Here is a 22,901-nt window from a genome sequence, read left to right as displayed (position 1 = left end):
CAGCAGATCGCCGCGTCGGCATCGGCGGGCCGGCGCATCACCCCGGGCAGGACAGGCCGGGCGGACGCGGGATCGGCCCCGGATGGTCCCTTCGGGCTGCCGAACGGACGAGCCTGCGCGGTCAGGGTGCGTCACCGTCCGGGACCGGGAGATCGGGGGGCGCCCCCTCGATCCGCGTATCGGACGGCCCCGAGGCATCGCCCTTGCTCCGGGCGACGAGGAAGGTTGACAGCGCCATGAGCGGCGTCTTGGAACAAGAATCGCTGTTTCTGACGGATCTCGGCCGCCGGGTACGCCACGCGCGCACGGTGCGCGGGCTGTCCCGCAAGATGCTGTCGCAGACCTCCGGTCTCTCGGAGCGCTACATCGCGCAGCTCGAGGGCGGCCAGGGCAATGTCTCGATCATCCTGCTGCGGCGGGTCGCCAACGCCATGGGCGTGCGGCTGGACGACCTCATCAGCGGCAACGAGGCGATGCCGGACTGGCCGGTGGTGCGCGACCTCGTCGCCCAGGCCAGCCCCGCCCAGATCGCGGCCGCCAAGACGATTCTCTCGGGCAGCGCGCAGGCCGACGGGGCCATGCGCCAGCGCGTCGCCCTGGTGGGCCTGCGCGGTGCCGGCAAGTCGACCCTCGGACGGCTGACCGCCGAGCGGATCGGCTGGACCTTCATCGAGCTCAATGCCGAGATCGAGCGCGAGAACGCCCTCTCGGTGCGCGAGATCTTCGCGATCTACGGCCAGGAAGGCTATCGGCGGCTGGAGCAGGCGGCCCTGCGCCGCCTCACGGAGCATCCGGGCCCGATGATTCTGGCCACCAGCGGCGGCATCGTTGCCGAGCCGCTGACCTACGATCTTCTGCTGCAGGCCTTCTACACGGTCTGGCTGAAGGCCAAGCCCGAGGAGCACATGCAACGCGTGCGCGACCAGGGCCACCTCGCCACCACCGGCGACCATGCCACCGCCATGCAGGAATTGCGGGCGGTGCTGGCGAGCCGCGAGCCGATCTATGCCCGGGCGCAGACCACGGTCGACACCTCCGACGTTCCGGTGGCCACGATGGTCGACCGGCTGACGGCGGCGATCGAGACCCGTTTCGGGCTGGGCCAGCGCGCGCCGGCCTGAAGCCGGGGAGACGCCGCTGACGTAGCGGGGATCGGGCAGGGGAGCCACGGCCGGGTTTCGCCGGCCCACGGTTCGTCACGCCGTCCCCTTGATCGCGGAGACGGGCAATCCCACGCTAAGGCCCTTCCGCGCTGCGACGCCCGCGGGACCTATTCGACCGCCGCAGCCCCGATGCGGCAGGATGCACGGTCCGGTCCCGGCCAGTTTGGGATAGGATCCTTCCACGTCGCCGCGCCGCGCGGGCAATCGGTCCTGTCCGGAGGGGGCGGACCCGCCCGGTGCGCGGGCCCGACCCGAGAACCCATCTGAGGAACCCGCCATGACAGCGAGCCCTGCCGTCAGCCCGTTCGGCCACAGCCAGGACGAGTCGCTCGCGGTCTGCGATCCGGTCTGGTCGCGGCTGCGCGGTGAGGCCGAGGCCGTGATGCGCGAGGAGCCGCAACTCGCCTCGTTCATCGTGGCCACGATCCTGAACCATCAGACGCTGGAGGGAGCGGTCTCCCATCGCGTGGCCGCGCGCCTCGGGCACGCCTCCCTGCCGGCGGAGCTGGTGGCCCACGGCTTCTTCGAGGCGATCCGCGAGGATCCGCATATCGGCGAGGCCTTCCGGGCCGACATCGTCGCGGTGATGGACCGCGACCCCGCGACGTTCCGCGCCATCGAGCCGGTGCTGTACTTCAAGGGCTTCCACGCCCTGCAGGCCCACCGCCTCGCCCATCATTTCTGGAACGCGGGCCGGCGCGACCTCGCGCTCTACCTGCAGAGCCGCTCGTCGGAAGTGTTCCAGTGCGACATCCACCCGGCAGCGCGGATCGGGCGGGGCATCTTCCTCGACCACGCCACCGGCCTCGTGGTGGGCTCGACGGCAGTGATCGAGGACGACGTCTCGATCCTGCACGCCGTGACCCTCGGGGGAACCGGCAAGCAGGGCGCCGACCGCCACCCCAAGATCCGCCGCGGGGTGATGATCGGGGCGGGCGCCAAGATTCTCGGCAACATCGAAGTGGGGACCTGTGCCCGCGTGGCCGCCGGCTCGGTCGTCCTGCGGCCCGTACCGCCGAACACCACCGTCGTCGGCGTCCCGGCCCGCGTGGTCGGCACCGCGGGCTGCGCCGAGCCGTCCCGCGCCATGGACCAGTTCGTCAGCATGGACCAGTTCATCCACATGGCCGAAGGCATCTGACGGAATCCGCAGGCTCCGACGCGCCGGGGGGCAGACGCCTACGGCATCGGAGGCCCCCAAGTCCTGCAATGACTCCGGCCCCGCGGCTCCCGCGATGGGCCGCACCGCTCCGCGCTTGCCGACCGCGCCACGCCGTGGCAAGCGCACCCCCGACCGGCCCAGGAGACGAGACAGCGTGACCAAGCCCGAGATCGCCAAGCTGCAGGATTACCTGCGCCGCAAGTTCGCCAACGCCAACATCCGCATCGTGGCGATGAAGGCCGCCGACTCGGCGGAGGTGTTCATCGGCGAGGAATCGATCGGCGTGATCGCCGACGACAAGGAGGACGGGGACGATTCGTTCGTGTTCCGGATGCCGATCCTCGACATCGACCTCGAGGATTGAGCACGGGCAGCTGCTCGGGCGTCCCGAACCGCGTCCGGCTGTGCACGGGTTAACGCTAACCCCGAGACCTGCTTAACGTTTCGTAAACGGACGGGTTAGACTGCGCGCCATTCCCCTGGAGTGTCGCGCGTCATGACCGTCTCGCCCGCCGCCTTCGAATCGATCCGCACCCTCTGCGTCGGCCTCGCCCTGTCGGGGCTGCTCGCCAGCGCCTACGAATTGTTCACCGAGCGCCGCGCCAGCTTCAGCGTGCTGGAGCGCGGCGGCGTGGCGGCGGCGGCGGCCCTGCCGATGCTGGCCTTCAGCGCGCCGTTCATCATCCTGCGCAACACCGTGCGCGGGCGCCGGATCGAGGGCCGCCCGATCCCCTTCGTGATGCTGGCCACCGTCATCGCCTGCGGCTGGAGCCTGCTCTCGGGCAGCCTCGCCCTGCACCTCGCGGCGCTGATCGCGGGCGTCTGACCGGAGCGAGCCTCCTGCATGGGTCGCATCAGCGGTTGGCGGTCGCGACCGGTGAGCTGCCGCCATTGAGGCTGACCCAGCGCTCGCTCTCCTGGCCCTCACGCTTGATGTAGGCGTAGCCCGTGCGCCGCCACGGCAGGATCGCGTTGGTCTTGTTGTCGAGGATGAAGTCGCCGCCGTCGGTGCGGACCATCAGCACCGCGTGGCCCTCGCCGATCTCGTCGATCACCACCGTCATGCGCAGGGCCCGCCGGGGCAGGCCGCGCTGCACCAGCATGCGACGCTTGAGCAGCTGGTAATCCTCGCAATCGCCGAAGCCGTCGTCGGGGAAGTCCCAGCGGTCGATGACGCCCCAGTGGGCTTGATCGGTGATCGGCTTGATCCGGGCGTTCACCCGGCGGTTGACGCTGGTCAGCGTTCGCCAGAGCGCGGTGTTGAGCGACAGGATGGCGGGCTCGCGCGTGTCGACCGCGCATTCCTCCGGCATCCGCTTGCACATCTCGGTCCAGGCCGCCACCGGGCGGACGGTGGCGCCGGTCTCCACCGCGGCCCCGTCCTGGGGCAGGGTCAGGCCGGTGCGAGCCTGGGTGGTGGCACCGCCGAGCATCAGGATCGCAGCCATGAGGCCGAAGCTGCCGGCGCGGCCGAGGCGCCGGGCGAGGACGGCCCATCCGGGCCGCGCGATCGCAAGCCCCGCCTCGGCCATTCCCTGGACAATCGCGTGCCGCATGCCCGCTGCCCCATCGCTGATGCTGCGATGAAGGTTGCATGACGACGCGCGTTGCTCAACCGAAAATGAAGAAGGAATTAACGCCCTGCTGAGCGTTCGGTTCCAAAGAAAAACAGGCGTGGCGAAGAAACATCTCGGTGGAGGGGAGGGAGTGCGCATGCGCCCTCGACATGCCGGGTCCGCGCCTTGTCCTGGCGCGGCGGCATCCCCTTGATCTCGAGCCGATTGCCGGCTTGAGACAATGCCCGGATCGCGGTGATTCGCATCCGGGCCGCAGACGCTTTCGCAAAAACCCGGCCAGGCTGGGCTTCAGGGAACAGCAGACCGATGCAACCCGCCATCCACCACGTGATCCGGGCGCTCGCCGAGGATGGCCGGGCCGGGGCCCTGGGTCTCGCCGAGTACGCCGTCGATACCTTCGCGGCGAACTGCCCGAGCGCCGGCGACCGGGCGCTCGCCCTCGATATCCTCCTGCGCGATCTCGCAGGTCTGCGCGGCGTCGCCCCGCACCTGGCGGGGTTCGTCGGCCGGATCGAGGCGCACGTCGCCGTCCTGCGTCGCACGGACACTGCCCCCGCCAGCTTGTCCGAACCTGCCGGCGGATTGTCCGAAGCTGCTTGACGGCGGCGTGGCCGGGGCTTCCGGCCGGCCCGGCCGCGCGCAGCGCTAGGTCGAGATCCTCAGCGATTCGCAGTCATCGCCGGCGATGAGACGCCACCGAGGCTGACCCATGCGACGGCGTCCTGGCTCTCGCGCTTGACGAAGATGTAGCCGGTGCGGTGCCAGGGCAGGATCTGGTTGGTCTTGTTGTCGAGCACGAGGTCGCCGCGGTCGGTGATCAGGGTGAGCACGGCGTGGCCCTCGCCCTTCTCGTCGATCACCACCGTCATGCGCATGGCCCGCCGCGGCAGTCCGGCGGCGGCCAGGAGGTGGCGCTTGAGCAGCTGGAAGTCCTCGCAATCGCCGATGCCGTCCTCGGCCAGGTCCCAGCGGTCGGGCACGCCCAGGTGCTCTTGGTCGGTCATGGCCTGCACGCTCTTGTTCACGCGCTTGTTGATGGCCACGATGCTCGACCACAGCGCCGGCGTCAGGCTGATGCGCGCCGGCTCGGACCGGTCCGTGGCGCATTCCGCCGCGTAGGACTGGCAGAACGTCACCCACGCCGCCAGTGGCTTCGCCGGGCCGAGCGGCGTCGCGCCGGCTTCCATCGCCGGGAGCGCGAGGATCGGCTCTGCCTGAGCCGCATCACCCGCGCCGAGGCCGACCAGCGTCGCGAGAGCGAACCCGACAACCTTGAGAACCGCCCCGCTCATCGCAACCCCCTCCGCTCGTGAGGTCACGATGCCGCCGGCTCTCCTGTTCCGCGCTGAAACCGATACGAACAATTTGAGCGAATCGCCGTCCCGGACGGCACGGCTCGCGACAGCGCGAACTGGCGATGTCGGCGATTCGAGGCGTTCGATGCAGATCGTTCAGGGATTCGAAACCGTGGGCGCAGGCACACGAGCGACGACGAATCATCGGCGCACATGTCCAGGAACGGCCATGGACCCGCGACCGCCGGAGGAGCCCCCGGGGTGCAGGTCAGTGCGGGATTGGGATGCGGGTGGGGACGGCCGACTGAGCTCGAGACGGGACTGGCTCAGAGCGGGACTGGCTCAGAGCGTCATGCCGTCGTGGAACCGGTCGGGATCGATCGGAAGCAGGAACTGCACGCCGAATCCGCCCTCGAAATAGCGCACCAGCCGCCCCGGTATCCGGCCGACCGCGACGGGCGTCCCGATCGGAGGCAAGGTGGTACAGGCGATCGCCGCGCCCGACATCGAGAAGTCGATGATGCGGGCGTTGATTTCGCGGCCGCCTTCCAGCCGCAGGACCACGCCGGGCATCTTCGGGATGATGCGCTCGTGGGTGCGGCCCTCGGGCAGGCCGAGTAGTTCGCGGTTGGCGAGCCACGTGAGCTGCGAGGCGATCTTGTCGCGCTTCCGCGCGGTGCCGGCCAGTTCGACCGCGAAGCCCCCGGGGGTGTGGCGCGCGACCACGCCCTCGATCCGGCCGATCTGCTCCAGGTAGAGCACGACGCGCTCGCCGATCCCTCCGGCGACCGCACAGGTGAGGCGCACGCCGCCGGGCGACATATCCACGGTCTGACACGGGAATTCCCGGCGGTCGCTCAGCATGTAGCGGCCGAGCAGCGCGACGGCGACCCGCTGGAAGCGGCGCTGGTCCGAGGCCCGCACGACGCGGCGCGGCTCCGGGACGCGGGTGACGTCCGGCGCGAGGAGCGCGGAGCTCGCTGTCATGCTGAGGCTGGCTTGCATCCGAGTCTGCTGCACGGGCGGGATCGAGCCCGACCATAGCCGGCAGGGCGTTACGAAAGCCTTCCCGGAATGCACGAAGCTCAGTGACGCCCGCCGCGGTGGACAAGAAGGTGCCCGCGGCGAACGGGAGCGCGGTCGTTGGCGGGAAGGGGCGGCTCGACCTCGGAGAGGATTTCACCGCGCAGAATCCGCAGTGAGGTTGTCTCAAGCTTCACGAGCGGGCGTAGGCCGACCCAGTAGGGCACGGTGATCGGGGTGAGCGTACCGAGCATCCGTGCCTGGGTCCGACCACGATGGCGCAAGGGGAGCAACAGGAGTTCGAGATCGACCTCCTCGCCCTCCGTCGTGGTGCCGCGCAGGCCCATCACCGCACCCACGGTGTCGTGGGCCACGATCTCGAGAATCCGCCACGCTTCGGGGTGGGGCGCTCCCGCATGGCCCGGCTGCCAGAGGCATTCGAAGGACATGCCGCGCAGCTCCCGCCCGAACAGGGCGCAAACCCGCGTCCCGGCCAGCCGCAGGTGAGCGGTCCGCATCGGCATGTCGAGTTCGAGGATCAGGCTGTCGGCCAGGAGATGGCGAATCTGGCCTGGCTCGATCTCGGCCCGCTCGGGAGCCGCACGCTCCCCACGCAAGCGGTCCCAGTAGGCGTGGAGCATGCGGCTGGTCGGGTGCTTCATGGTGTCCCGCAACTATCCTTCGGTCGGCAGAGCCGTCCCGATCCGGCACGCCCTGACGCGGGTTTCCGGACGATGTCTGAACCGTTCCTCGCGATCTGCGCACACTCTATGCCCTGTCACGGCGAGCCGCGCTGGTAACGCTCTGGTAAGGTTAATTTCCAATGACGACCGCGCACGGTTGCGAAGCGAGCCAGCTTAAGAAACGATTAGCTCGGTGATGCGGCGAAGTTTTGCAGCATCGGCGGAGCAGCGTTGCGGCACGGCAGGGTGCCGGATTGGCAGGGGCCATAGAGGCGTCGGATCGTCGGGATCCACGCGGTCCCGGAATACCGGCGGCGGACTGGAGATATCGGGGAAGCGTCTCGCTTGAGGGAGGGGGTCCGGACCAGGCCGCCCTCCCTTCTTTTTCTCCGGGATGGTTCCCGCCAAACCTCCGAGCACCTTCCTCCGCGATCCTTTTTATACGCCGCCCCGAACCTTCGAGGCCTTGCCCTGCACGGGTCGGCACCGACATGGTGACGCCATGGATGCATCGCCCGAGTTGCCGCCGCAGAGCCGTGTACCCGTGTTCAACATGCCGGGCGTGGTCACGGCCTCGATCGCCGTGCTGCTCACGATCCACGCGGTGCGCGAGTTCATCCTATCCGATACCTGGGACATTCAGCTCATGCTGAATCTCTCCCTGGTCCCCGCGCGGTGGACGGTCTGGCTCGATCCGTCGCAGGCCGAAGCGGTGATCCGGGCAGCCGGCGACGCTGCGGACGGGAGCCTGGCTGCCGCGCGCGAGGCCTTTGCCCGCTATCTCGTCGCCGAGCATTCCGCCGAGCCCTGGACATTCGCGACCTACGCGCTCCTGCACGGGTCCTGGCTCCACGTGATCTTCAACTGCGTCTGGCTCGCGGCCTTCGGCTCGCCGGTCGCCCGCCGCTGCGGACCCTGGCGCTTCGCCCTGCTCGCCTTGGCCGGGACGGTGGCTGGCGGCATGCTGCACGTCGCGATCGCCCCGCTCAGCACCGCGCCGCTTGTGGGTGCCTCGGCCGGAATCTCCGCCCTTATGGCGGGAGCGGCGCGCTTCGTGTTCCAGCCCCCGGCATCGGGATACGGCAGCCAGCCCTGGCATCTGCCTCCGAGGCGCCCGCCCGAGACGCTCTCCGAACTGATGCGCAACCGTACGGCCGTGGCTTTCCTGGCGATCTGGCTCGTCACCAACATCCTGTTCGGAGTGATCACGCTTCCTCTCGGGGCCGAGAACGCGGCGATCGCATGGGATGCGCATCTCGGCGGCTTCGCCGTCGGGTTCTTCCTATTTCCCCTGGTCGATCCCTTGAGCCGCCCAGGGCGAGGCTGAGTTCAGCGGTCGTGTCCCAGTGGGCCAGCCGATCGCCTGACGCGGGCGGGCCTGCCATCGGCGCGAGAACACCGCCCGCCAGCGCGAGGCATGTCGATTGCGCATGGGCCCGCCGCGTCCGGCGCTTGCCATCGGCGGACATTCGCCACACACTCGCCGCGATCGCCCGAACGAGCTGGGGTCAACCCGGCCTGGCCCTGCCAATCGCGCGCCGGGGCTGGCGCGCCTTCCGTCCGATCTGGGAGGACACATGACCGTTGCACGCATTCTCGTCGAGAAGGGCCATTCCGTCATCACGGTGAGCCCAGAGCGCACCCTCGACGAGGCGATCCACCTGCTCGCCGAGAAGAGTATCGGCGCTCTGGTGGTTGCCGATCCGGACGGCGCGGTGCTTGGGATCATCTCGGAGCGCGACATCATGCGGGTCCTCGCGGGCCTCGGCGGCGCTGCCTTCGACGAGCCCGTCTCGGCTCACATGACCCGCAAGGTGATCACCTGCAGCAAGAGCACGACCATCGAGGACGTGATGCAGACCATGACGAGCGGGCGTTTTCGCCACATGCCGGTCTGCGAGGATGGGCGGCTCGTCGGGATGGTCTCGATCGGCGACGTGGTGAAGCGGCGCATCGCGGCCGTCGAGGCCGAGCATCAGGCTCTGCGGGACTACATCACCACGGCCTGACGGCCTCAGACTCGCGCGCGCGCCCCGTCCAGCGCGGCGCGGATGCGAGGTAGAGCGGCGCGAGCCGCGGCATAGCCCTGTGCGATGCCGTCGGCCGCCCGGTGGAACTCGAACAGACCCATCTCGGCGAGATCCGGTCCGATGCTGACGTCGGGCGGGTCGCACGCGAGGCGTGCCCGCGAGATCCGATCCTGGGTGATGTTGAAGGCGTCGAACATCACGCGGGCGATGCCGGGTGCGACCGGGGCGAGCGGGCGCCCTCGTCGGCGGCGGCCGCGCATCAGCCCGAGCAGCGTCCAGCGCCGCCGCGCCTCGACGGCGCCCGCAACCACGCGCGCGACCGTGTCGGCGCCCGCCGGCTCGATCACGCCGCCGCGTACGCCCGGGTCGCAGTTGAGATTCACGCAGACCACGAGATCTGCCCCCATCGCGCGGGCCAGAGCCACCGGAACAGGGTTGACCAGGGTGCCGTCCATCAGGAGGCGGCCGTCGAGGGGCACAGGCGGGAAGATGCCGGGAAGGGCGTAGGAGGCCCGCACCGCATCGACCAGGGATCCCCGGCTCAGCCAGACCTCGTGTCCGGTGCCGAGTTCGGTGGCGACCCCCGCGAAGCGAACCGGCAGATCCTCGATCCGTCGCTCGGCCAGATCCTCCACGAGGCGGCGCCGCAGCCGGTCGCCGCCGATCAGCCCCGATCCGGACAGGCGCAGATCGAGCAGGCCCACCACACGGCGCTTGGTCAATGAGCGCGCGAAGGTCTCGAGCGCGTCGAGCTTGCCGGCGGCGTAGCAGCCGCCGACCACGGCGCCGATCGAGCAGCCCGCCACCACCCGCGGATGTATCCCGGCCTCCTCCAGCGCCCGGATCACCCCGATATGCGCCCATCCGCGGGCCGAGCCGCCACCAAGGGCGAGCCCGAGACGGACCCCATCGGCTGCTTGCCGCAGCGGCTCGACCGCACCGGGACCGAACCCCGCCTCGGCCTCCACTGCGCGCAGCGAGGCCGTCCCACGGCTCACGACACGACCGGCCGCAGCACGGGCCGACCCTCTTCGAGCGCGACGCTCCGATAGAAGCAATCGCGCCGGCCGGTGTGGCAGCATCCCCCGTCCCCGCCGACCTCGACGGTGATGAGCACCGCGTCTTGGTCGCAATCGATCCGCATCTCGACGACGCGCTGGACCTGCCCCGAGGTGGCACCCTTGTGCCAGAGCTCACGCCGCGAGCGCGACCAGTACCAGGCCTCGCCGGTCTCCAGCGTGCGGGCCAGGGATTCGGCATTCATGTGGGCGAGCATCAGCACGCGCCCGTCCCGGGCGTCGACGGCGATGCAGGCGATCAGCCCCTGAGCGTCGAAGCGGGGCGTGAAGGCATCGCCCTCCTCGACCTCGACGCGGCTGCCGGGCGGTTTGAAGCTCGGAGAGGAAGTCATGAGGATCGGATCGCTTCGCCCCTTGGCCGGATCGGCGGGAGGGCCTGCCGCTGGCGGATGGACCATCCCCTAAACCCGGACGATGACGGCCGTTCCAACACGGGCCCCGATCTCTCGGATGACGGGAAGCCTCAGCCCTTGCCGCCACGGACCAGGGTCAGGAAGCGCACCTGCTCGCTCGGATCGTCCCGGAAGACGCCACGGAACTGGCTGGTGATGGTGGAGACGCCCGCCTTCTGCACCCCGCGCATCGCCATGCAGAGATGCTCGGCCTCGACCAGCACGGCGATGCCGCGCGGTTTGAGGATGCTCTCGATCACGTCGGCGATCTGGGCGGTCATGGTCTCTTGCGTCTGGAGGCGACGCGCGAAGGTGTCGACCACCCGGGCGAGCTTCGACAGGCCGACCACGCCCTTGGTCGGGTAGTAGGCGATGTGGGCGAGCCCCATGAACGGCACCATGTGGTGCTCGCAATGGGAATAGAACGGGATGTCGCGCACCAGCACGATGTCCGAGTAGCCCTCGACCTCCTCGAAAACGCGCTCCAGCAGCGCCTCGGCATCGACTCCGTAGCCGCCGAAGAGCTGACCGTAGGCCTTCGCCACACGGGCAGGTGTGTCGATCAGGCCTTCGCGGTTCGGATCGTCGCCGGCCCAGCGCAGCAGGGTGCGGACGGCGGCCTCGGCCTCCTCGCGGCTCGGGCGGCCGAGGGCGATACCCTCCGGCACGCGGGTGGCGGAGGCAGGCTCGGGGGCGATCTCAGCGGCCTTCGCCCCCGCATCCTCGTGCCGGCGGTCATTGTCGTTGCGCATCAAGGGGAGAACCCGGCCTTCCTCGGCGGCGGCGGTGCCGTAGGAGAGGGATTTGAGAGCGGCATCCATGGCATCTCCCGCCTGCGCCACACGGGACTTCATGCTCGTGCCGTCAGGTTTGGCATACATCGCGTCGGACCGTTCCGGGCTTACGTGGCGGCTGAAGGGGTTTCGAGCCGCTGCCCGCTGCAGTCGTCGCGTCCCCGGCCGTGGGCGCGACCCTGGTCGACGGGCCGCCTCCTCGCGAAGCGGCGTTGTCGGGCCTATATCGTCGTTTCGGCGCCATCGCGCAACGTGTGGCCTGCCGCGCACCGCGCGCCGGCCCGCGACCGGCACGCCGCCGGGCCAGACTCCGGCGGTGCGCCGGGCCGGTGCCACCCGAGGAACCCCGGACGCCTCCGATGCTCGACGACATCTATAACCGCCGCATCCTCGAACTCGCCGCCGACATCCCGCGGCTCGGGCGCCTAGAACGGCCGGACGCGACGGCGACCGCGCATTCGCGGCTCTGCGGCTCCACGGTGACCGTGGATCTGGCGCTCGGCCCGGACGACCGGGTGAGCGACTTCGCCCACGACGTGAAGGCCTGCGCCCTGGGGCAGGCCTCGTCCTCGCTGATGGCCCGCCACGTGGTGGGGGCGGACGCCGCCGAACTGCGCCAGGTCCGCGAGGCCGTGCGGGCCATGCTGAAGCAGGGCGGGCCCGCGCCCGAGGGCCGTTGGGCGGACCTGGCCGTGCTGGAGCCGGTGCGCGACTTCAAGGCCCGCCACGCCTCGACGCTCCTGACCTTCGACGCGGTGGTCGACGCCCTCGACCAGATCGCGGCCAAGCGCCGGGCGGCGTGACCTCCTCCGGAGCCAACCGGTCGCGGGCGCTCCTCGCGAGCACCGTCGCGCGCCGCGCCGCCCACTGGGCGATCCGCGGCTACCAGCTCACCCTGTCCGGTCTCGTGGGGCGCCAGTGCCGGCACTGGCCGAGTTGCTCGGACTACACCGACGCGGCGATCGGCCGGCACGGGCTCTGGCCGGGCGGCTGGATGGGTCTTGCGCGAATCTGCCGCTGCGGCCCCTTCGGCACTCACGGCATCGACCTCGTGCCGGATTGCGTTCCGCCGCACGCCGCGTGGTATCGGCCCTGGGCCTACGGCCGCTGGCGCGGCACCGAGGCGCCGCCGAATCCGTTCGCCGCCCCGATCACCTGCGAAGCCATGAAAGAGGAGCCCTCCGCCCGTGAGGCCTGATCGGAACTTGATCGGCCCGGCTCCCGCATGCGGCGACGCCGACCTTGCCAGCCTGTCGAAAAGCGCGCCACACTCGGGAGTCTGGAACGACCGGGCCGTCCTGGCGACGCGCCCCCCGGTGTTTTGAGCAGGAAGCACTCAACCGCATGACGCAGGGCCCAGCCGCCGCGCAAGGCGCCACCAGCCTCGACGATGGAATCGTCGCCACCGCAGAGACCTGTCTGCAGGCCGTCGGCCAGGCCCGCGAGGCGATCCACGGGGTGATCTTCGGGCAGGAGAAGGTGGTCGATCTCGCCCTGGTCACCATCCTGGCGGGTGGGCACGGGCTCCTCGTCGGCCTGCCGGGCCTCGCCAAGACCAAGCTCGTGGAGACGCTGGGCACCGTGCTCGGACTCGATGCCCGCCGCGTCCAGTTCACCCCCGATCTGATGCCCTCCGACATCCTCGGCACCGAGATCCTCGACGAGGACGCCGAGCGCCGCCGCTCCTTCCGCTTCGTGAAGGGCCCGGTCTTCACGCAATTGCTGATGGCCGACGAGATCAACCGGGCGAGCCCGCGGACCCAGTCGGCGCTGCTGCAGGCGATGCAGGAGCACTTCGTCTCGGTGGCGGGCGAGCGCTACGACCTGCCGCGGCCCTTCCACGTGCTCGCGACCCAGAACCCGATCGAGCAGGAGGGCACTTACCCGCTGCCCGAGGCCCAGCTCGACCGCTTCCTCCTCGAGATCGACGTCGGCTACCCCGACCGCGCCGCCGAGCGCCGCATCCTGATCGAGACCACCGGCGTGGACGAGACCCGGGCCCGGTCGGTGATGAGCACCGACCAGCTCCTGACCGCCCAGCGCCTCGTACGCCGGCTACCGGTCGGCGAGGCGGTGGTCGACGCCATCCTCGACCTGGTGCGGGCGGCCCGTCCCGACAGCGGGGACGCCCTGGTGAAGGGGAAGCTGATGTGGGGGCCGGGCCCCCGCGCCAGCCAAGCGCTGACTCTCGCGGTCCGCGCCCGCGCGCTGATCGAGGGCCGGGTCGCGCCCTCCGTCAGCGACGTGAAGGCCCTGGCAGAGCCGGTGCTGAAGCACCGTATGGCGTTGAGCTACGCCGCCCGCGCCGACGGGGACACCGTCGAGGGGCTGATCGCGAAGCTCGCGGAAAAGCTCTGAGCTTGGTCGCGACCCGCACCCTCGGAGCCTCCGAGCGCAGCCCGAGCCGGCGGGAGAGCGAGAGCGCCGCGGCGCTCGCCGCGCGGATGCCCCGCCTCGTGCTGGAAGCGCGGCGCGTGTCGAGCCTCCTCGCCCACGGCCTGCATGGCCGCCGCCGTGCCGGTCCCGGCGAGAGCTTCTGGCAGTTCCGCCCCTTCGTCACGGGCGAAGCCGCGGCGCGGATCGACTGGCGCCGCTCGGCCCGGGACGACCGGCTCTACGTGCGCGAGCGCGAGTGGGAGGCCGCCCACAACATCTGGTTCTGGATCGACCGCTCGGCCTCGATGGGCTTCGCCTCCGACCTCGCGCAGGCCACGAAGGTCGAGCGCGCCCTGGTGCTCGGCCTCGCGCTCGCCGACGCCTTCGTGGAGGGCGGCGAGCGGGTCGGCCTGCTCGGGCTCACCCGCGCCACCGCCTCGCGCCGGATCGTCGAGCGGATGGCCCAGGCCCTCGTCGCCGATACGGCCGGGCTCGGGCTGGACCTGCCGCCGCGCTCCGAGCCCGGCCGCTTCGACGAGGTGATCCTCGTCAGCGACTTTCTCACCCCGCCCGAGCGCGTGGCGGCGGCCGTGCAGGAGATCGCGGGCCGCGGCAGCCGCGGCCACCTCGCGATGGTGATCGATCCGATCGAGGAGACCTTCCCGTTCGCCGGCCAGACCGTGCTGCACGACCCCGAATCCGGCTTCTCCCTCGACATCGGTGACGCCGCCGCCTGGGGCGAGACCTATCGGGGCCGGATCGCGCGGCACCGCGCGGCGCTGGCGGAGATCGCGCGGGGGCAGGGCTGGACGCTCACGCTCCACCGCACAGACCGGCCCGCATCCGAGGCGGCGCTCCGCCTGATGACCCTGGTCGCCGCCGCCCGCGGAACCGGCTGAGGAGGCTCGGGTGCTCGGACTGACCTTCGCCGCGCCGCTCGCGCTGGCCGCCCTGATCGGCCTGCCGGCCCTGTGGTTCCTGCTGCGGGTGACGCCGCCGCGCCCGCGCCGCATCGATTTCCCGCCGCTCAAGCTCGTGGCCGACCTGCTGCCGGAGCGCCAGACGCCCGCACGCACGCCGCCCTGGCTGCTGCTGCTGCGCCTCCTGGCCGCCGCCGCCCTGATCCTCGCGGTCTCCGGCCCGGTCTGGAATCCGCAAGGGGTCGGCGCCGGGGGTGGGCGCAGCGCGCTGCTCGTCCTCCTCGACAACGGAACCACCGCCGCCCACGACTGGCGCGCCCGCCTCGCGGTCGCCACCGATACGATCGAGGGCGCAGCCCGTGACGGCCGCCCGGTCGCCGTCCTGGGCACCGCCGAGTCCGCCGGAGCCGAGGCGCGCGGCCTTGAGGCCCGCCCCCCGGCAGCCGCCCTGGAGCGCCTGCGGGCGCTGGCGCCGCGTCCGCACCTCGCGGCGCGCGAGGCGCTGCTGCCAGCGCTCGGCGCCTTCCTGGAGAAGAACTCGGGCGCCGGCCTCGTCTGGATCAGCGACGGCGTCGCGGGCATCCAGGCGGACACCTTCACCAAGGGGTTGGCCGACCTCGTCGCCCGTCATGGGGCCTCGCTGACCCTTCTGCGGGCCGACCAGCCGCCGGCCCTGGTGCTCGCCGCCGGGGAGAACGCGGGCAAGCTCATCGCCAAGGTGCTGCGCGCCGCGCCGAACGGGCGCGACACCGGCCTGATCCGTGCCCTCGACCAGAAGGGCCTACCGCTGGCCGAGCATGATTTCGCCTTCGCGCAGAACGCGCTGGAGGCGGAGGTTCCCTTCGAGATGCCGGTGGAGCTGCGCAACGGCATCAGCCGCCTCGAGGTCGCGGGCGAGCGCTCGGCCGGCGCCGTGGTGCTGATGGACGAACGCGGCAAGCGCCGCCGGGTCGGCCTCGTCTTCGGCGGTACCAGCGACCAGGCTCAGCCCCTGCTCGCGCCGACCTACTATCTCGCCAAGGCGCTCCAACCCTTCGCCGACGTGCAGGAGCCGCGCGGCGCTAAGGGCATCGCCGACTCGATCAGCCAGCTTCTCGACAACCAAGTCACGGTTCTGGTCCTTGCCGACGTCGGCGCGATGGACGAGCGCACCTCCGCGCGGGTGGCCAAGTTCGTGGATGCGGGCGGCCTGCTGCTGCGCTTCGCCGGTCCGCGCCTCGCCGCCGGCAACGACCCGCTGGTGCCGGTGCGCCTGCGCCGGGGCGGCCGCAGCCTCGGCGGCACGCTCTCCTGGGACAACCCGAAGACTCTCGCGCCCTTCGCGCCGGAGAGCCCATTCGCGGGGCTCGTGCCGCCGGGCGACATCGGCGTGCGCCGCCAGATCCTTGCGGAGCCCGACGGCGACCTGCCTGCCCGGACCTGGGCCTCGCTGCAGGACGGCACCCCGATCGTCACCGCGGAGACGCGCGGGCAGGGGCGGGTGGTGCTATTCCACGTCACGGCCGACACCACGTGGTCGAACCTGCCGCTCTCGGGTTTGTTCATCGACATGCTGCGGCGGGTGGTGGCCCTCGCCGGCTCGTCGGCGCCGCCCACCGACGGCGGTCCCCGCCCGGCCGCCGCGATCCTCGCCCCGCGCCTGTCCCTCGACGGCTTCGGGGCGCTCGGCTCCCCGCCGGCCTCGGCCAAGGCGGTCGCGGCCGATTACGGCGACCGGGCCACCTCCGAGCACCCGCCGGGCTTCTACGGCCCGGCCGACGGCGGCATCGCGATCAACGCCCTCAAGGCCGGCGACACGCTGAAGTCCCTCGATCTCGCCAGCGTCGGCGACGCCCGCGTCGGCACGCTCGCGGGCGCCGAGACCGTCGACCTGCGCCCCACCCTGTTCACCCTGGCCCTGATGCTTCTCGCCCTCGACACCCTGGCGGGCCTCTGGCTCGGCGGCTTCCTCACAGGCGGCTTCACTGCGCGCCTGCGCGGGCGCCCGGCGGCCATTCCCCTGGCCGTCGCGCTCCTCGTCGGCCTCGCGGCCCTCGCGCCGGCGCCCACTCACGCCGAAGAGCCGCCGGCCAACCGCCCGAACGGCTTCGAGTCGGCCCTCGTCACCCGCCTCGCCTACGTGATCACCGGCGACGCGGCAGTGGACGAGGCGAGCCGGGCCGGCCTGACCGGCCTGACCCAGATGCTCGCCGCCCGGACGGCGCTCGAGCCGGGCGAGCCGGCAGGCCTCGATCCGGCCAAGGACGAGCTCGCCTTCTACCCACTGATCTACTGGCCGATCGCCCCGGGTCGACCGCAGCCGGATGAAGCGGCGATCCGCCGGATCGACGCCTTCATGCGCAACGGCGGCACCGTGCTGTTCGACACCCGCGACGGGCTGACCGTTCGCCCCGGCGCGGCGCCGACGCCCGAGGCCGCGTATCTGCGCAAGATGCTGGCGACCCTCGAGGTGCCGGAGCTAGAGCCGGTCCCGTCCGATCACGTCCTGACCAAGGCCTTCTACCTCGTGGACAGCTTTCCCGGCCGCTACGGCACCGGCCAGACTTGGGTCGAGGCCCTGCCGCCGGCCGCAGAGGGCAGCGAGCGCCGCCCGGCCCGGGCGGGCGACGGCGTCAGCCCGATCATCATCACGGGCAACGACCTCGCCGCCGCCTGGGCGATCGGCCGCCGGGGCGAGCCGCTCTACCCCGTCGTTGGCGGCGACCAGCGCCAGCGCGAAATGGCCTTCCGGGGCGGCGTCAACATCGTGATGTACACCCTGACCGGCAACTACAAGGCGGATCAGGTCCACGTGCCCGCGCTCCTCGAACGGCTGGGACAGTGAGCGCATGCTGAGCCTCAGCTTCACGCCTCTCCTGGCCTGGCCGGTGCTTGCCGGCCTCGGCGTCGTGGTCGCCCTGCTGTGCGTCCTGGCGATCGTCTCGCGTGGGCGGGTCGGCCTGCTGCGCGCGCTGGCGCTCGCCCTGGTGCTCGCCGCGCTGGCGAACCCCGCCCTGGTGCGCGAGGACCGCGAACCGGTGAAGGATGTCGCCGCGGTGATCGTCGACCGCTCCGGCTCCCAGGCGCTGGGGGACCGGCCGCAGATGACCGATCAGGTCCGGGCCGAGTTGCAGCGGCGCTTCGGTGCGTTCGCCAACATCGAGCCGCGCTTCATCGACGTGCCGGATTCGCAAGACGGCGACGATGGGACCAAGCTCTTTACGGCGCTCGGCCAAGCGCTCGCCGACGTGCCGCCGGAGCGGCTCGCCGGGATCGTCATGCTGACGGACGGGGTGGTGCACGACATCCCGGCCTCCCTCGCGGCCGCCGGCATCAAGGCGCCGCTGCACGTCCTCGTCACCGGCCACGCCGACGAGCGCGACCGGCAGATCAAGCTGATCGAGGCCCCGCGTTTCGGCATCGTCGGGCGCGACCTCACCATACGGGCCGAGGTGATGGAGCGCGGCGGCACCGGCACAGCCAACGTCACCATGCGGCGCGACGGCCAGGAGATCGGCCGGCTCAGCGTACCGACCGACAAGCCCTTCAGCCTCACCACCAAGATCGAGCACGGCGGCCCGAACGTGGTCGAGATCGAGGTGGAGCCGCTCCAAGGCGAACTCACCACGGTCAACAACCGCGCGGTGCTGCCTATCGAGGGCATCCGCGAGAAGCTCCGGGTGCTCCTCGTCTCCGGCGAGCCGCACCAGGGCGAGCGCACGTGGCGCAACCTGCTGAAGTCGGACGCCAACGTCGACCTCGTCCACTTCACCATCCTGCGCCCGCCCGAGAAGCAGGACGGCACGCCGATCTCGGAGCTGTCCCTGATCGCCTTCCCGACGCGCGAGCTGTTCGTCCAGAAGATCAAGGACTTCGACCTGATCATCTTCGACCGCTACGCCAACCAGAGCGTGCTGCCGCAGGCCTATTTCGATAACATCGTCCGCTACGTGCGCGAAGGCGGGGCGCTTCTGATCGCGGCGGGGCCGGAATTCGCCGGCCCGGCGAGTCTCGCCCGCACCCGGCTCGCCGGCATCCTGCCGGGCGACCCGGACGGGCGCGTGGTCGAGCGGCCCTACAAGGCGACGCCGACGCAGACCGGCCTGCGCCATCCGGTGACGCGGGCGCTTCCGGGCTCGGAGCCCGGCAAGCCGCCGGCCTGGGGCGACTGGCTGCGCATCGTCCAGGCCCAGACCCGGGCCGGGATCCAGCCGATCCTGTCGGGGGCCGACAACCTGCCGTTGCTGGCCCTGACCCGCGAGGACAAGGGCCGCGTCGCACTTCTCCTCTCCGACCATGCTTGGCTCTGGGCCCGCGGCTACCAGGACGGCGGCCCCTATCTCGACCTGCTCCGCCGCCTCGCGCACTGGCTGATGAAAGAGCCGGCGCTGGAGGAAGAGGCGCTGCGCGCGCAGATGACCGGCCACGGCCGCGAGATCCGCGTCGAGCGCCAGACCATGGCGGAGACCGCCGAGCCCGTCACCGTCACGGGTCCCACCGGCCGCGAGCGGGGCCTGACCCTGACGCAGGCCGAGCCCGGTCTGTTCACGGCCAGCTTCGAGGCGACCGAACTCGGCCTGCACACGCTGCGCTCGGGCAATCTCGTGGCCTTCGTCAGCGTCGGCCCCGCCAACCCGCGCGAACTCGCCGACGTGTTCAGCGACACCGAACGCCTGCGACCGGCCGCCGAGGCCTCAGGCGGCTCGATCCGCCGCGTCGCGGATACGGGCGGCATCCAGGTGCCGCGCCTCCAGGTCGTGCGGGGCGGCCGCCTCGCGGGCGGCGACTGGATCGGTTTCCGGCCGAGCGACAGCGCCAACATCCGTGGCGTCGAGGTCTACCCGCTGGCGCTGGGCCTGTGGGCGCTCGCCGGCCTCGCGGCGGCGGTGCTGGCGATGTGGCTGGTGGAAGGACGACGGCGGGCCGCCTGAGGCCGACGCAGCCGGTTCGGAGCGCTCCGAAGGCGTTGCCGACCGTTCCGCGATCCTCCCGGATTCAGAAGCACGCGACGGCACGTCTCGTCCGTGCCCGCGACGTCGGCGGATCCGGTCTGAAGCCAGGTCCTGCCCTGCCAGGGTCCCGGTCGCCACCAGGATCCGCCTCTGCGTAGGTGAAGGCGCAAGGGGGCCTGTCCCGCCTGCAGGAAAGGCCTTTCCGACCTCGGCCGCGATCCTGCTGAACGAGAATCAGAAGGCGTACCACATCCCGGCACTATCGGCGGAGGCACGGGCGAGGACGCCGGTCCGGGAGAGCGGTCGGGAGACCGACCGCCCGCTCCACGACGGACGAGGAGCCCCCGATCCCGCGACCGGGCGGTCCCGATCGGTGCGCACGCCTTCAGCGCGACACGTCCACCACCACGCGCCCGCGCACCTGTCCGGCAAGCAGACGCTCGGCCGTCGGGATCGCGTCCGAGAGCGGGATCTCGGCCGCCAGGGCGTCGAGCTTGGCCGGATCGAGGTCGCGGGCGAGGCGGTCCCAGGCCTCCAGGCGCTCGGGGCGCGGGCACAGCACGCTGTCGATGCCGACGAGCGTCACGCCGCGGAGGATGAAGGGCGCGACGGTGGCGGGAAAATCCATGCCCTGGGCGAGGCCGCAGGCGGCGACCACACCGCGCTGGCGCGTCGCGGCACAGACGTTGGCGAGGGTGTGGCTGCCCACCGCGTCGATCGCGCCGGCCCAACGCTCCCTGGCCAACGGCTTGCCGGGCTCAGAGAACTGCGCCCGCTCAAGGACCTCCGCGGCACCGAGGCCGCGCAGGTAGTCCGCCTCCTCCGGCCGGCCGCTCACCGCGACGACCGTGTAGCCGAGCTTCGACAGGATCGCGATCGCCGTGCTGCCGACGCCGCCGGCCGCACCCGTCACCACGATCTCGCCCTTCTCTGGGGTGACCCCGTGGCGCTCCAGCGCCATCACGGCGAGCATGGCGGTGTAGCCCGCGGTGCCGATCGCCATGGCCTGGCGCGGGGTGAAGGCCGCGGGCAGGGGTACCAGCCAGTCGCCCTTGAGACGCGCGATCTCGGCGAGACCGCCCCAATGCGTCTCGCCGACACCCCAGCCGTTGAGCACCACGGCATCGCTCACCGCGTAGCGCGCATCCGATGACTCGGTGACCCGGCCGACGAGATCGACGCCCGGGATCATGGGAAACTTGCGCACCACCGGGCTCTTCCCGGTGATTGCGAGCCCGTCCTTGTAGTTCAGCGTCGAGTATTGAACGGCGATCGTCACGTCACCCTCTGGCAGGCGCGCCTCGTCCACCTCGGTGAGGCCGGCGCGATAGCCGCTCTCGTCCTTCTCGATCAGGATCGCTCTGAACATCACTGTCTCCTCGGAATGGCGCATCGGCCTGGGCCAGGGTGGCTCGCCGTCGCGCCAGCGGCGGGTTCTAGACGCGCAAGCCGAAGAAGCGCGCGATCTCGGTGGCGGCCGCATCGGGCTTCTCCCGGTGGGGAAAATGCCCGACGCCGGGAAACGGCGCGAGGTCGAGATCCGTGAAATACACCGGAAGGCGGTCGCTCCAGGCATAGGGGAAGAGCGGGTCCGCCTCGGGCCAGCGGATGCAGGTCGGCACGCCGATGGGCTCCGGGTCGGGAGCTTCTCCCCGGATCATCGCAAGGCGGGCGGGATTTTGGCTGAGATACCAGTTGAAGCCGCCCTGGAGGTTGCCGGGCCGGAGATAGGCGTCGACGAAGTCCTCCAGCACGTCGTCGAAGGCATGCGGGTTCGGGCCGGCCCAGTGCCGGAGGAAATGCCCGATGTAGAGCCGGCAGGCCTCGCGCGAACTGCCCACGAGCTCGGCCGCGAAGGGCTGCAGATGGAAGGATTGGTACCAGATCTCGATCAGGTTCCCAGGCGCGCCGAGCCTGGGGCCGATGCCCGGATACGGGCAGTCGAAGAAGAACAGGCCGGCACAGCGCTCCGGCGCCGCGCGTCCGAGGGCTTGGCCCACATAGGCCCCGACATCGTGCCCGACGATCCCCGCCCGCGCGACCCCGAGGGCGTCGAGGAGCGCCAGCATGTCCGCCGCGTGCACGGAGGCGCCGACGCCGTCATCCGGGCGCGCATCCGGTGTGCCGGTGAGGCCGAAGCCGCGCAGGTCGGGCGCGATGCAGTCGAACCGCGCGGCGAGCCGCGTCATCACAGGCTCCCAGGTCAGCCACAACTCGGGCCAGCCGTGCAGAAACAGAAGCGGCGGCCCGGAGCCGAGGCGTGCGACGTGCAGATCGATTCCGTTCACCCGAACCGTCTCGTGCCGCACCCTGGCCTCCGCGCGATCCATCCGGGCGGTCAAGACGCGGCGGAGAAGGGCGTTCCCGAACGGGCGCGGAACTCCGCGGCGACCGTGCCGGAGACGCGCGGCGCGAAGCCCGGCACGAGTTCGCGCCAGAGGAAGCGGGCGGGATCGACGGGCCCCGGCAGGGCGAGGCGGCCGGGCGGCACGGGCGCGAAGCCGAAGCGGGCGTAGAAGGGCGCGTCGCCCACCAGGATCACCAAGCCTTCGCCCGCCCGCATCGCGCCGTCGAGGCAGGCCCGCATCAGGGCCGAGCCGATGCCGCTTCCCGCAAAGGCCGGATCGACCGCGAGCGGCCCCAACGCCAGGAAGGCCGGTCCTTCCGCGCGCACGGCGTTGAGGCGCACCGAGCCGGCGAGCACGCCGCCGACCGAGGCGGTGACGGCGAGATCCCGGCGGTGGGGGTTGCCCTCGCGGAGCCGGAAGGCGGTGCGGGCGTAGCGGCCGGGCCCGAAGGCCCGGGCATGCAGGCGCTCGATGGCTTCGGCGTCGTCGGGATGCTCGGGCCGGATGACGGGGGCGAGGGCGGGCACGCGGGACGAACGCTCCGGGACGGGTACCGGCGCGGTTAGCAGCGGCCGGCGCATCCCGCAATCGACAGGTGCGCGCGCACTTCGGACATCGCGACTTAAAGCGCCAGTACCATGCAGACGACCGGAAAATGGATCGCTGGTCCCATGCGGATCCGTTTGCGTTCACGGACCGCGAAGCCGAGCGCGACATAGTAAGGCTCAGCGTTCAGACTTGACCAGCACTCGAACCGCTGAATGCCACAATCTTGCGCTTGGCGACGGCAAGCGTTGAAGATCCTTCGACCAATGCCCCGCCCGACATGGTCAGGGTGGACGGCGAAATGACGGATATGGCCGAGACCGGGCTCGACGTCCGCCGTACCCGGTCTTTCCAGGCTCCACCCACCGCAGCCGATGGGAGGATCGTCGGCAAGCCAGTAACGCCCGGACGAGAGGAGTCCCGGTTGGGCTCGACACATCATCGGCAGCGCTGCCGCTAAGAGGTCAGGGTCATAGGCATTCGCCATCGGGACCGGATAGGAAGCCTCCAACACGGCTTCGACCACCGGTCCGTCGTCCGGCACGGCTATGCGGACACCGCGGGCGACGACGTTCCTCATGC

24 protein-coding genes are annotated in these 22,901 nt (G+C 71.2%); 13 read left to right on the top strand and 11 right to left on the bottom strand.

Annotated features, from left to right (window positions below):
• The first annotated feature begins 236 nt into the window (after window positions 1-236).
• The 4 genes from ACS5RC_RS24965 to ACS5RC_RS24950 all read left to right on the top strand — a co-directional run bounded on the left by ACS5RC_RS24965 (window position 237) and on the right by ACS5RC_RS24950 (window position 3,151).
• A complete protein-coding gene (locus tag ACS5RC_RS24965; RefSeq protein WP_478346625.1) occupies window positions 237-1,121 on the top strand; it encodes a helix-turn-helix transcriptional regulator in 885 nt (294 codons plus the stop codon).
• Window positions 1,122-1,440: 319 nt separating this feature from the next.
• Complete coding sequence (gene cysE / locus ACS5RC_RS24960) at window positions 1,441-2,304, top strand: serine O-acetyltransferase (RefSeq protein WP_478346624.1); 864 nt, start codon at window positions 1,441-1,443, stop codon at window positions 2,302-2,304.
• A gap of 175 nt (window positions 2,305-2,479) precedes the next feature.
• Window positions 2,480-2,689, top strand: coding sequence for a DUF3126 family protein (locus ACS5RC_RS24955; RefSeq protein ID WP_478346623.1), 210 nt, complete (start codon window positions 2,480-2,482; stop codon window positions 2,687-2,689).
• Between the two features lie 132 nt (window positions 2,690-2,821).
• Window positions 2,822-3,151 (top strand): DUF6949 family protein, encoded by a 330-nt coding sequence (locus ACS5RC_RS24950; protein ID WP_478346622.1) that lies wholly within the window; start codon window positions 2,822-2,824, stop codon window positions 3,149-3,151.
• 28 nt (window positions 3,152-3,179) lie between these two features.
• On the opposite strand, the gene ACS5RC_RS24945 is transcribed toward ACS5RC_RS24950, so the two are convergent.
• Complete coding sequence (locus tag ACS5RC_RS24945) at window positions 3,180-3,881, bottom strand: transglutaminase-like cysteine peptidase (RefSeq protein ID WP_478346621.1); 702 nt, start codon at window positions 3,879-3,881, stop codon at window positions 3,180-3,182.
• 327 nt (window positions 3,882-4,208) lie between these two features.
• On the opposite strand from ACS5RC_RS24945, the gene ACS5RC_RS24940 reads away from it, so the two are divergent.
• Window positions 4,209-4,502 (top strand): hypothetical protein, encoded by a 294-nt coding sequence (locus ACS5RC_RS24940; RefSeq protein ID WP_478346620.1) that lies wholly within the window; start codon window positions 4,209-4,211, stop codon window positions 4,500-4,502.
• Between the two features lie 59 nt (window positions 4,503-4,561).
• Here the strand turns inward: ACS5RC_RS24940 and ACS5RC_RS24935 are convergent, their stop codons facing one another.
• The 3 genes from ACS5RC_RS24935 to ACS5RC_RS24925 all read right to left on the bottom strand — a co-directional run bounded on the left by ACS5RC_RS24935 (window position 4,562) and on the right by ACS5RC_RS24925 (window position 6,882).
• On the bottom strand, window positions 4,562-5,194 hold the full coding sequence (locus ACS5RC_RS24935) for a transglutaminase-like cysteine peptidase (RefSeq protein WP_478346619.1): 633 nt from the start codon (window positions 5,192-5,194) through the stop codon (window positions 4,562-4,564).
• A gap of 345 nt (window positions 5,195-5,539) precedes the next feature.
• Window positions 5,540-6,184 (bottom strand): PilZ domain-containing protein, encoded by a 645-nt coding sequence (locus ACS5RC_RS24930; protein WP_478346618.1) that lies wholly within the window; start codon window positions 6,182-6,184, stop codon window positions 5,540-5,542.
• Between the two features lie 98 nt (window positions 6,185-6,282).
• Entirely contained in the window at window positions 6,283-6,882 is a 600-nt protein-coding gene (locus ACS5RC_RS24925) for a PAS domain-containing protein (protein WP_478346617.1), read from the bottom strand.
• 523 nt (window positions 6,883-7,405) lie between these two features.
• On the opposite strand from ACS5RC_RS24925, the gene ACS5RC_RS24920 reads away from it, so the two are divergent.
• Window positions 7,406-8,230, top strand: coding sequence for a rhomboid family intramembrane serine protease (locus ACS5RC_RS24920; RefSeq protein WP_478346616.1), 825 nt, complete (start codon window positions 7,406-7,408; stop codon window positions 8,228-8,230).
• Window positions 8,231-8,480: 250 nt separating this feature from the next.
• The gene (locus tag ACS5RC_RS24915; protein ID WP_478346615.1) at window positions 8,481-8,912 is read left to right on the top strand and encodes a CBS domain-containing protein; all 432 of its coding nucleotides are present in this window, start codon (window positions 8,481-8,483) and stop codon (window positions 8,910-8,912) included.
• A gap of 5 nt (window positions 8,913-8,917) precedes the next feature.
• Here ACS5RC_RS24915 and ACS5RC_RS24910 read toward each other — a convergent pair whose 3' ends face one another.
• From ACS5RC_RS24910 to folE, 3 genes are all read right to left on the bottom strand, one after another.
• Entirely contained in the window at window positions 8,918-9,931 is a 1,014-nt protein-coding gene (locus ACS5RC_RS24910) for a patatin-like phospholipase family protein (RefSeq protein ID WP_478346614.1), read from the bottom strand.
• On the bottom strand, window positions 9,928-10,344 hold the full coding sequence (gene hisI / locus ACS5RC_RS24905; protein WP_478346613.1) for a phosphoribosyl-AMP cyclohydrolase: 417 nt from the start codon (window positions 10,342-10,344) through the stop codon (window positions 9,928-9,930). Before hisI ends, ACS5RC_RS24910 begins: the two co-directional genes overlap by 4 nt.
• A gap of 131 nt (window positions 10,345-10,475) precedes the next feature.
• The gene (gene folE / locus ACS5RC_RS24900; RefSeq protein WP_478346612.1) at window positions 10,476-11,285 is read right to left on the bottom strand and encodes a GTP cyclohydrolase I FolE; all 810 of its coding nucleotides are present in this window, start codon (window positions 11,283-11,285) and stop codon (window positions 10,476-10,478) included.
• 272 nt (window positions 11,286-11,557) lie between these two features.
• Between folE and ACS5RC_RS24895 the strand changes: the two genes are divergently transcribed.
• The 6 genes from ACS5RC_RS24895 (at window position 11,558) to ACS5RC_RS24870 (ending at window position 19,404) form a co-directional block, all read left to right on the top strand.
• Window positions 11,558-12,001, top strand: a complete 444-nt coding sequence (locus ACS5RC_RS24895; protein ID WP_478346611.1) for an iron-sulfur cluster assembly scaffold protein — start codon at window positions 11,558-11,560, stop codon at window positions 11,999-12,001.
• Complete coding sequence (gene yidD / locus ACS5RC_RS24890; protein WP_478346610.1) at window positions 11,998-12,396, top strand: membrane protein insertion efficiency factor YidD; 399 nt, start codon at window positions 11,998-12,000, stop codon at window positions 12,394-12,396. Before ACS5RC_RS24895 ends, yidD begins: the two co-directional genes overlap by 4 nt.
• Window positions 12,397-12,542: 146 nt before the next feature.
• The gene (locus ACS5RC_RS24885) at window positions 12,543-13,556 is read left to right on the top strand and encodes an AAA family ATPase (protein ID WP_478346609.1); all 1,014 of its coding nucleotides are present in this window, start codon (window positions 12,543-12,545) and stop codon (window positions 13,554-13,556) included.
• Window positions 13,557-13,558: 2 nt separating this feature from the next.
• Entirely contained in the window at window positions 13,559-14,473 is a 915-nt protein-coding gene (locus ACS5RC_RS24880) for a DUF58 domain-containing protein (RefSeq protein WP_478346608.1), read from the top strand.
• A gap of 10 nt (window positions 14,474-14,483) precedes the next feature.
• Window positions 14,484-17,318: a DUF4159 domain-containing protein gene (locus ACS5RC_RS24875; protein WP_478346607.1), complete on the top strand. Its 2,835-nt coding sequence runs from the start codon at window positions 14,484-14,486 to the stop codon at window positions 17,316-17,318.
• 4 nt (window positions 17,319-17,322) lie between these two features.
• The gene (locus tag ACS5RC_RS24870) at window positions 17,323-19,404 is read left to right on the top strand and encodes a hypothetical protein (protein ID WP_478346606.1); all 2,082 of its coding nucleotides are present in this window, start codon (window positions 17,323-17,325) and stop codon (window positions 19,402-19,404) included.
• Between the two features lie 406 nt (window positions 19,405-19,810).
• On the opposite strand, the gene acuI is transcribed toward ACS5RC_RS24870, so the two are convergent.
• The 4 genes from acuI to ACS5RC_RS24850 all read right to left on the bottom strand — a co-directional run bounded on the left by acuI (window position 19,811) and on the right by ACS5RC_RS24850 (window position 22,899).
• Window positions 19,811-20,794, bottom strand: a complete 984-nt coding sequence (gene acuI, locus ACS5RC_RS24865; RefSeq protein ID WP_478346605.1) for an acrylyl-CoA reductase (NADPH) — start codon at window positions 20,792-20,794, stop codon at window positions 19,811-19,813.
• Between the two features lie 67 nt (window positions 20,795-20,861).
• Window positions 20,862-21,755: an alpha/beta fold hydrolase gene (locus ACS5RC_RS24860; protein ID WP_478346604.1), complete on the bottom strand. Its 894-nt coding sequence runs from the start codon at window positions 21,753-21,755 to the stop codon at window positions 20,862-20,864.
• 8 nt (window positions 21,756-21,763) lie between these two features.
• Window positions 21,764-22,300: a GNAT family N-acetyltransferase gene (locus ACS5RC_RS24855; protein ID WP_478346603.1), complete on the bottom strand. Its 537-nt coding sequence runs from the start codon at window positions 22,298-22,300 to the stop codon at window positions 21,764-21,766.
• A 95-nt stretch (window positions 22,301-22,395) separates the two neighbouring features.
• Complete coding sequence (locus tag ACS5RC_RS24850) at window positions 22,396-22,899, bottom strand: GNAT family N-acetyltransferase (RefSeq protein ID WP_478346602.1); 504 nt, start codon at window positions 22,897-22,899, stop codon at window positions 22,396-22,398.
• Between the last annotated feature and the right edge of the window lie 2 nt (window positions 22,900-22,901).

The sequence above is a fragment of the Methylobacterium sp. HJ2 genome (genome assembly GCF_056431005.1).
Note: the sequence above shows the minus strand (reverse complement) of the source record. Positions and strands in the feature narration are given on the sequence as shown.

Bases quoted from the DNA above. Each gene is read 5' to 3' on its own strand.
- acuI (WP_478346605.1), bottom strand. From the start codon at position 20,794: ATGTTCAGAGCGATCCTGATCGAGAAGGACGAGAGCGGCTATCGCGCC.
- ACS5RC_RS24870 (WP_478346606.1), top strand. From the start codon at position 17,323: ATGCTGAGCCTCAGCTTCACGCCTCTCCTGGCCTGGCCGGTGCTTGCC.
- ACS5RC_RS24920 (WP_478346616.1), top strand. From the start codon at position 7,406: ATGGATGCATCGCCCGAGTTGCCGCCGCAGAGCCGTGTACCCGTGTTC.
- ACS5RC_RS24935 (WP_478346619.1), bottom strand. From the start codon at position 5,194: ATGAGCGGGGCGGTTCTCAAGGTTGTCGGGTTCGCTCTCGCGACGCTG.
- ACS5RC_RS24965 (WP_478346625.1), top strand. From the start codon at position 237: ATGAGCGGCGTCTTGGAACAAGAATCGCTGTTTCTGACGGATCTCGGC.
- ACS5RC_RS24885 (WP_478346609.1), top strand. From the start codon at position 12,543: ATGACGCAGGGCCCAGCCGCCGCGCAAGGCGCCACCAGCCTCGACGAT.
- ACS5RC_RS24925 (WP_478346617.1), bottom strand. From the start codon at position 6,882: ATGAAGCACCCGACCAGCCGCATGCTCCACGCCTACTGGGACCGCTTG.
- folE (WP_478346612.1), bottom strand. From the start codon at position 11,285: ATGTATGCCAAACCTGACGGCACGAGCATGAAGTCCCGTGTGGCGCAG.
- ACS5RC_RS24915 (WP_478346615.1), top strand. From the start codon at position 8,481: ATGACCGTTGCACGCATTCTCGTCGAGAAGGGCCATTCCGTCATCACG.
- ACS5RC_RS24850 (WP_478346602.1), bottom strand. From the start codon at position 22,899: ATGAGGAACGTCGTCGCCCGCGGTGTCCGCATAGCCGTGCCGGACGAC.
- ACS5RC_RS24940 (WP_478346620.1), top strand. From the start codon at position 4,209: ATGCAACCCGCCATCCACCACGTGATCCGGGCGCTCGCCGAGGATGGC.
- ACS5RC_RS24945 (WP_478346621.1), bottom strand. From the start codon at position 3,881: ATGCGGCACGCGATTGTCCAGGGAATGGCCGAGGCGGGGCTTGCGATC.
- ACS5RC_RS24860 (WP_478346604.1), bottom strand. From the start codon at position 21,755: ATGGATCGCGCGGAGGCCAGGGTGCGGCACGAGACGGTTCGGGTGAAC.
- ACS5RC_RS24930 (WP_478346618.1), bottom strand. From the start codon at position 6,184: ATGACAGCGAGCTCCGCGCTCCTCGCGCCGGACGTCACCCGCGTCCCG.
- cysE (WP_478346624.1), top strand. From the start codon at position 1,441: ATGACAGCGAGCCCTGCCGTCAGCCCGTTCGGCCACAGCCAGGACGAG.
- ACS5RC_RS24895 (WP_478346611.1), top strand. From the start codon at position 11,558: ATGCTCGACGACATCTATAACCGCCGCATCCTCGAACTCGCCGCCGAC.
- hisI (WP_478346613.1), bottom strand. From the start codon at position 10,344: ATGACTTCCTCTCCGAGCTTCAAACCGCCCGGCAGCCGCGTCGAGGTC.
- ACS5RC_RS24950 (WP_478346622.1), top strand. From the start codon at position 2,822: ATGACCGTCTCGCCCGCCGCCTTCGAATCGATCCGCACCCTCTGCGTC.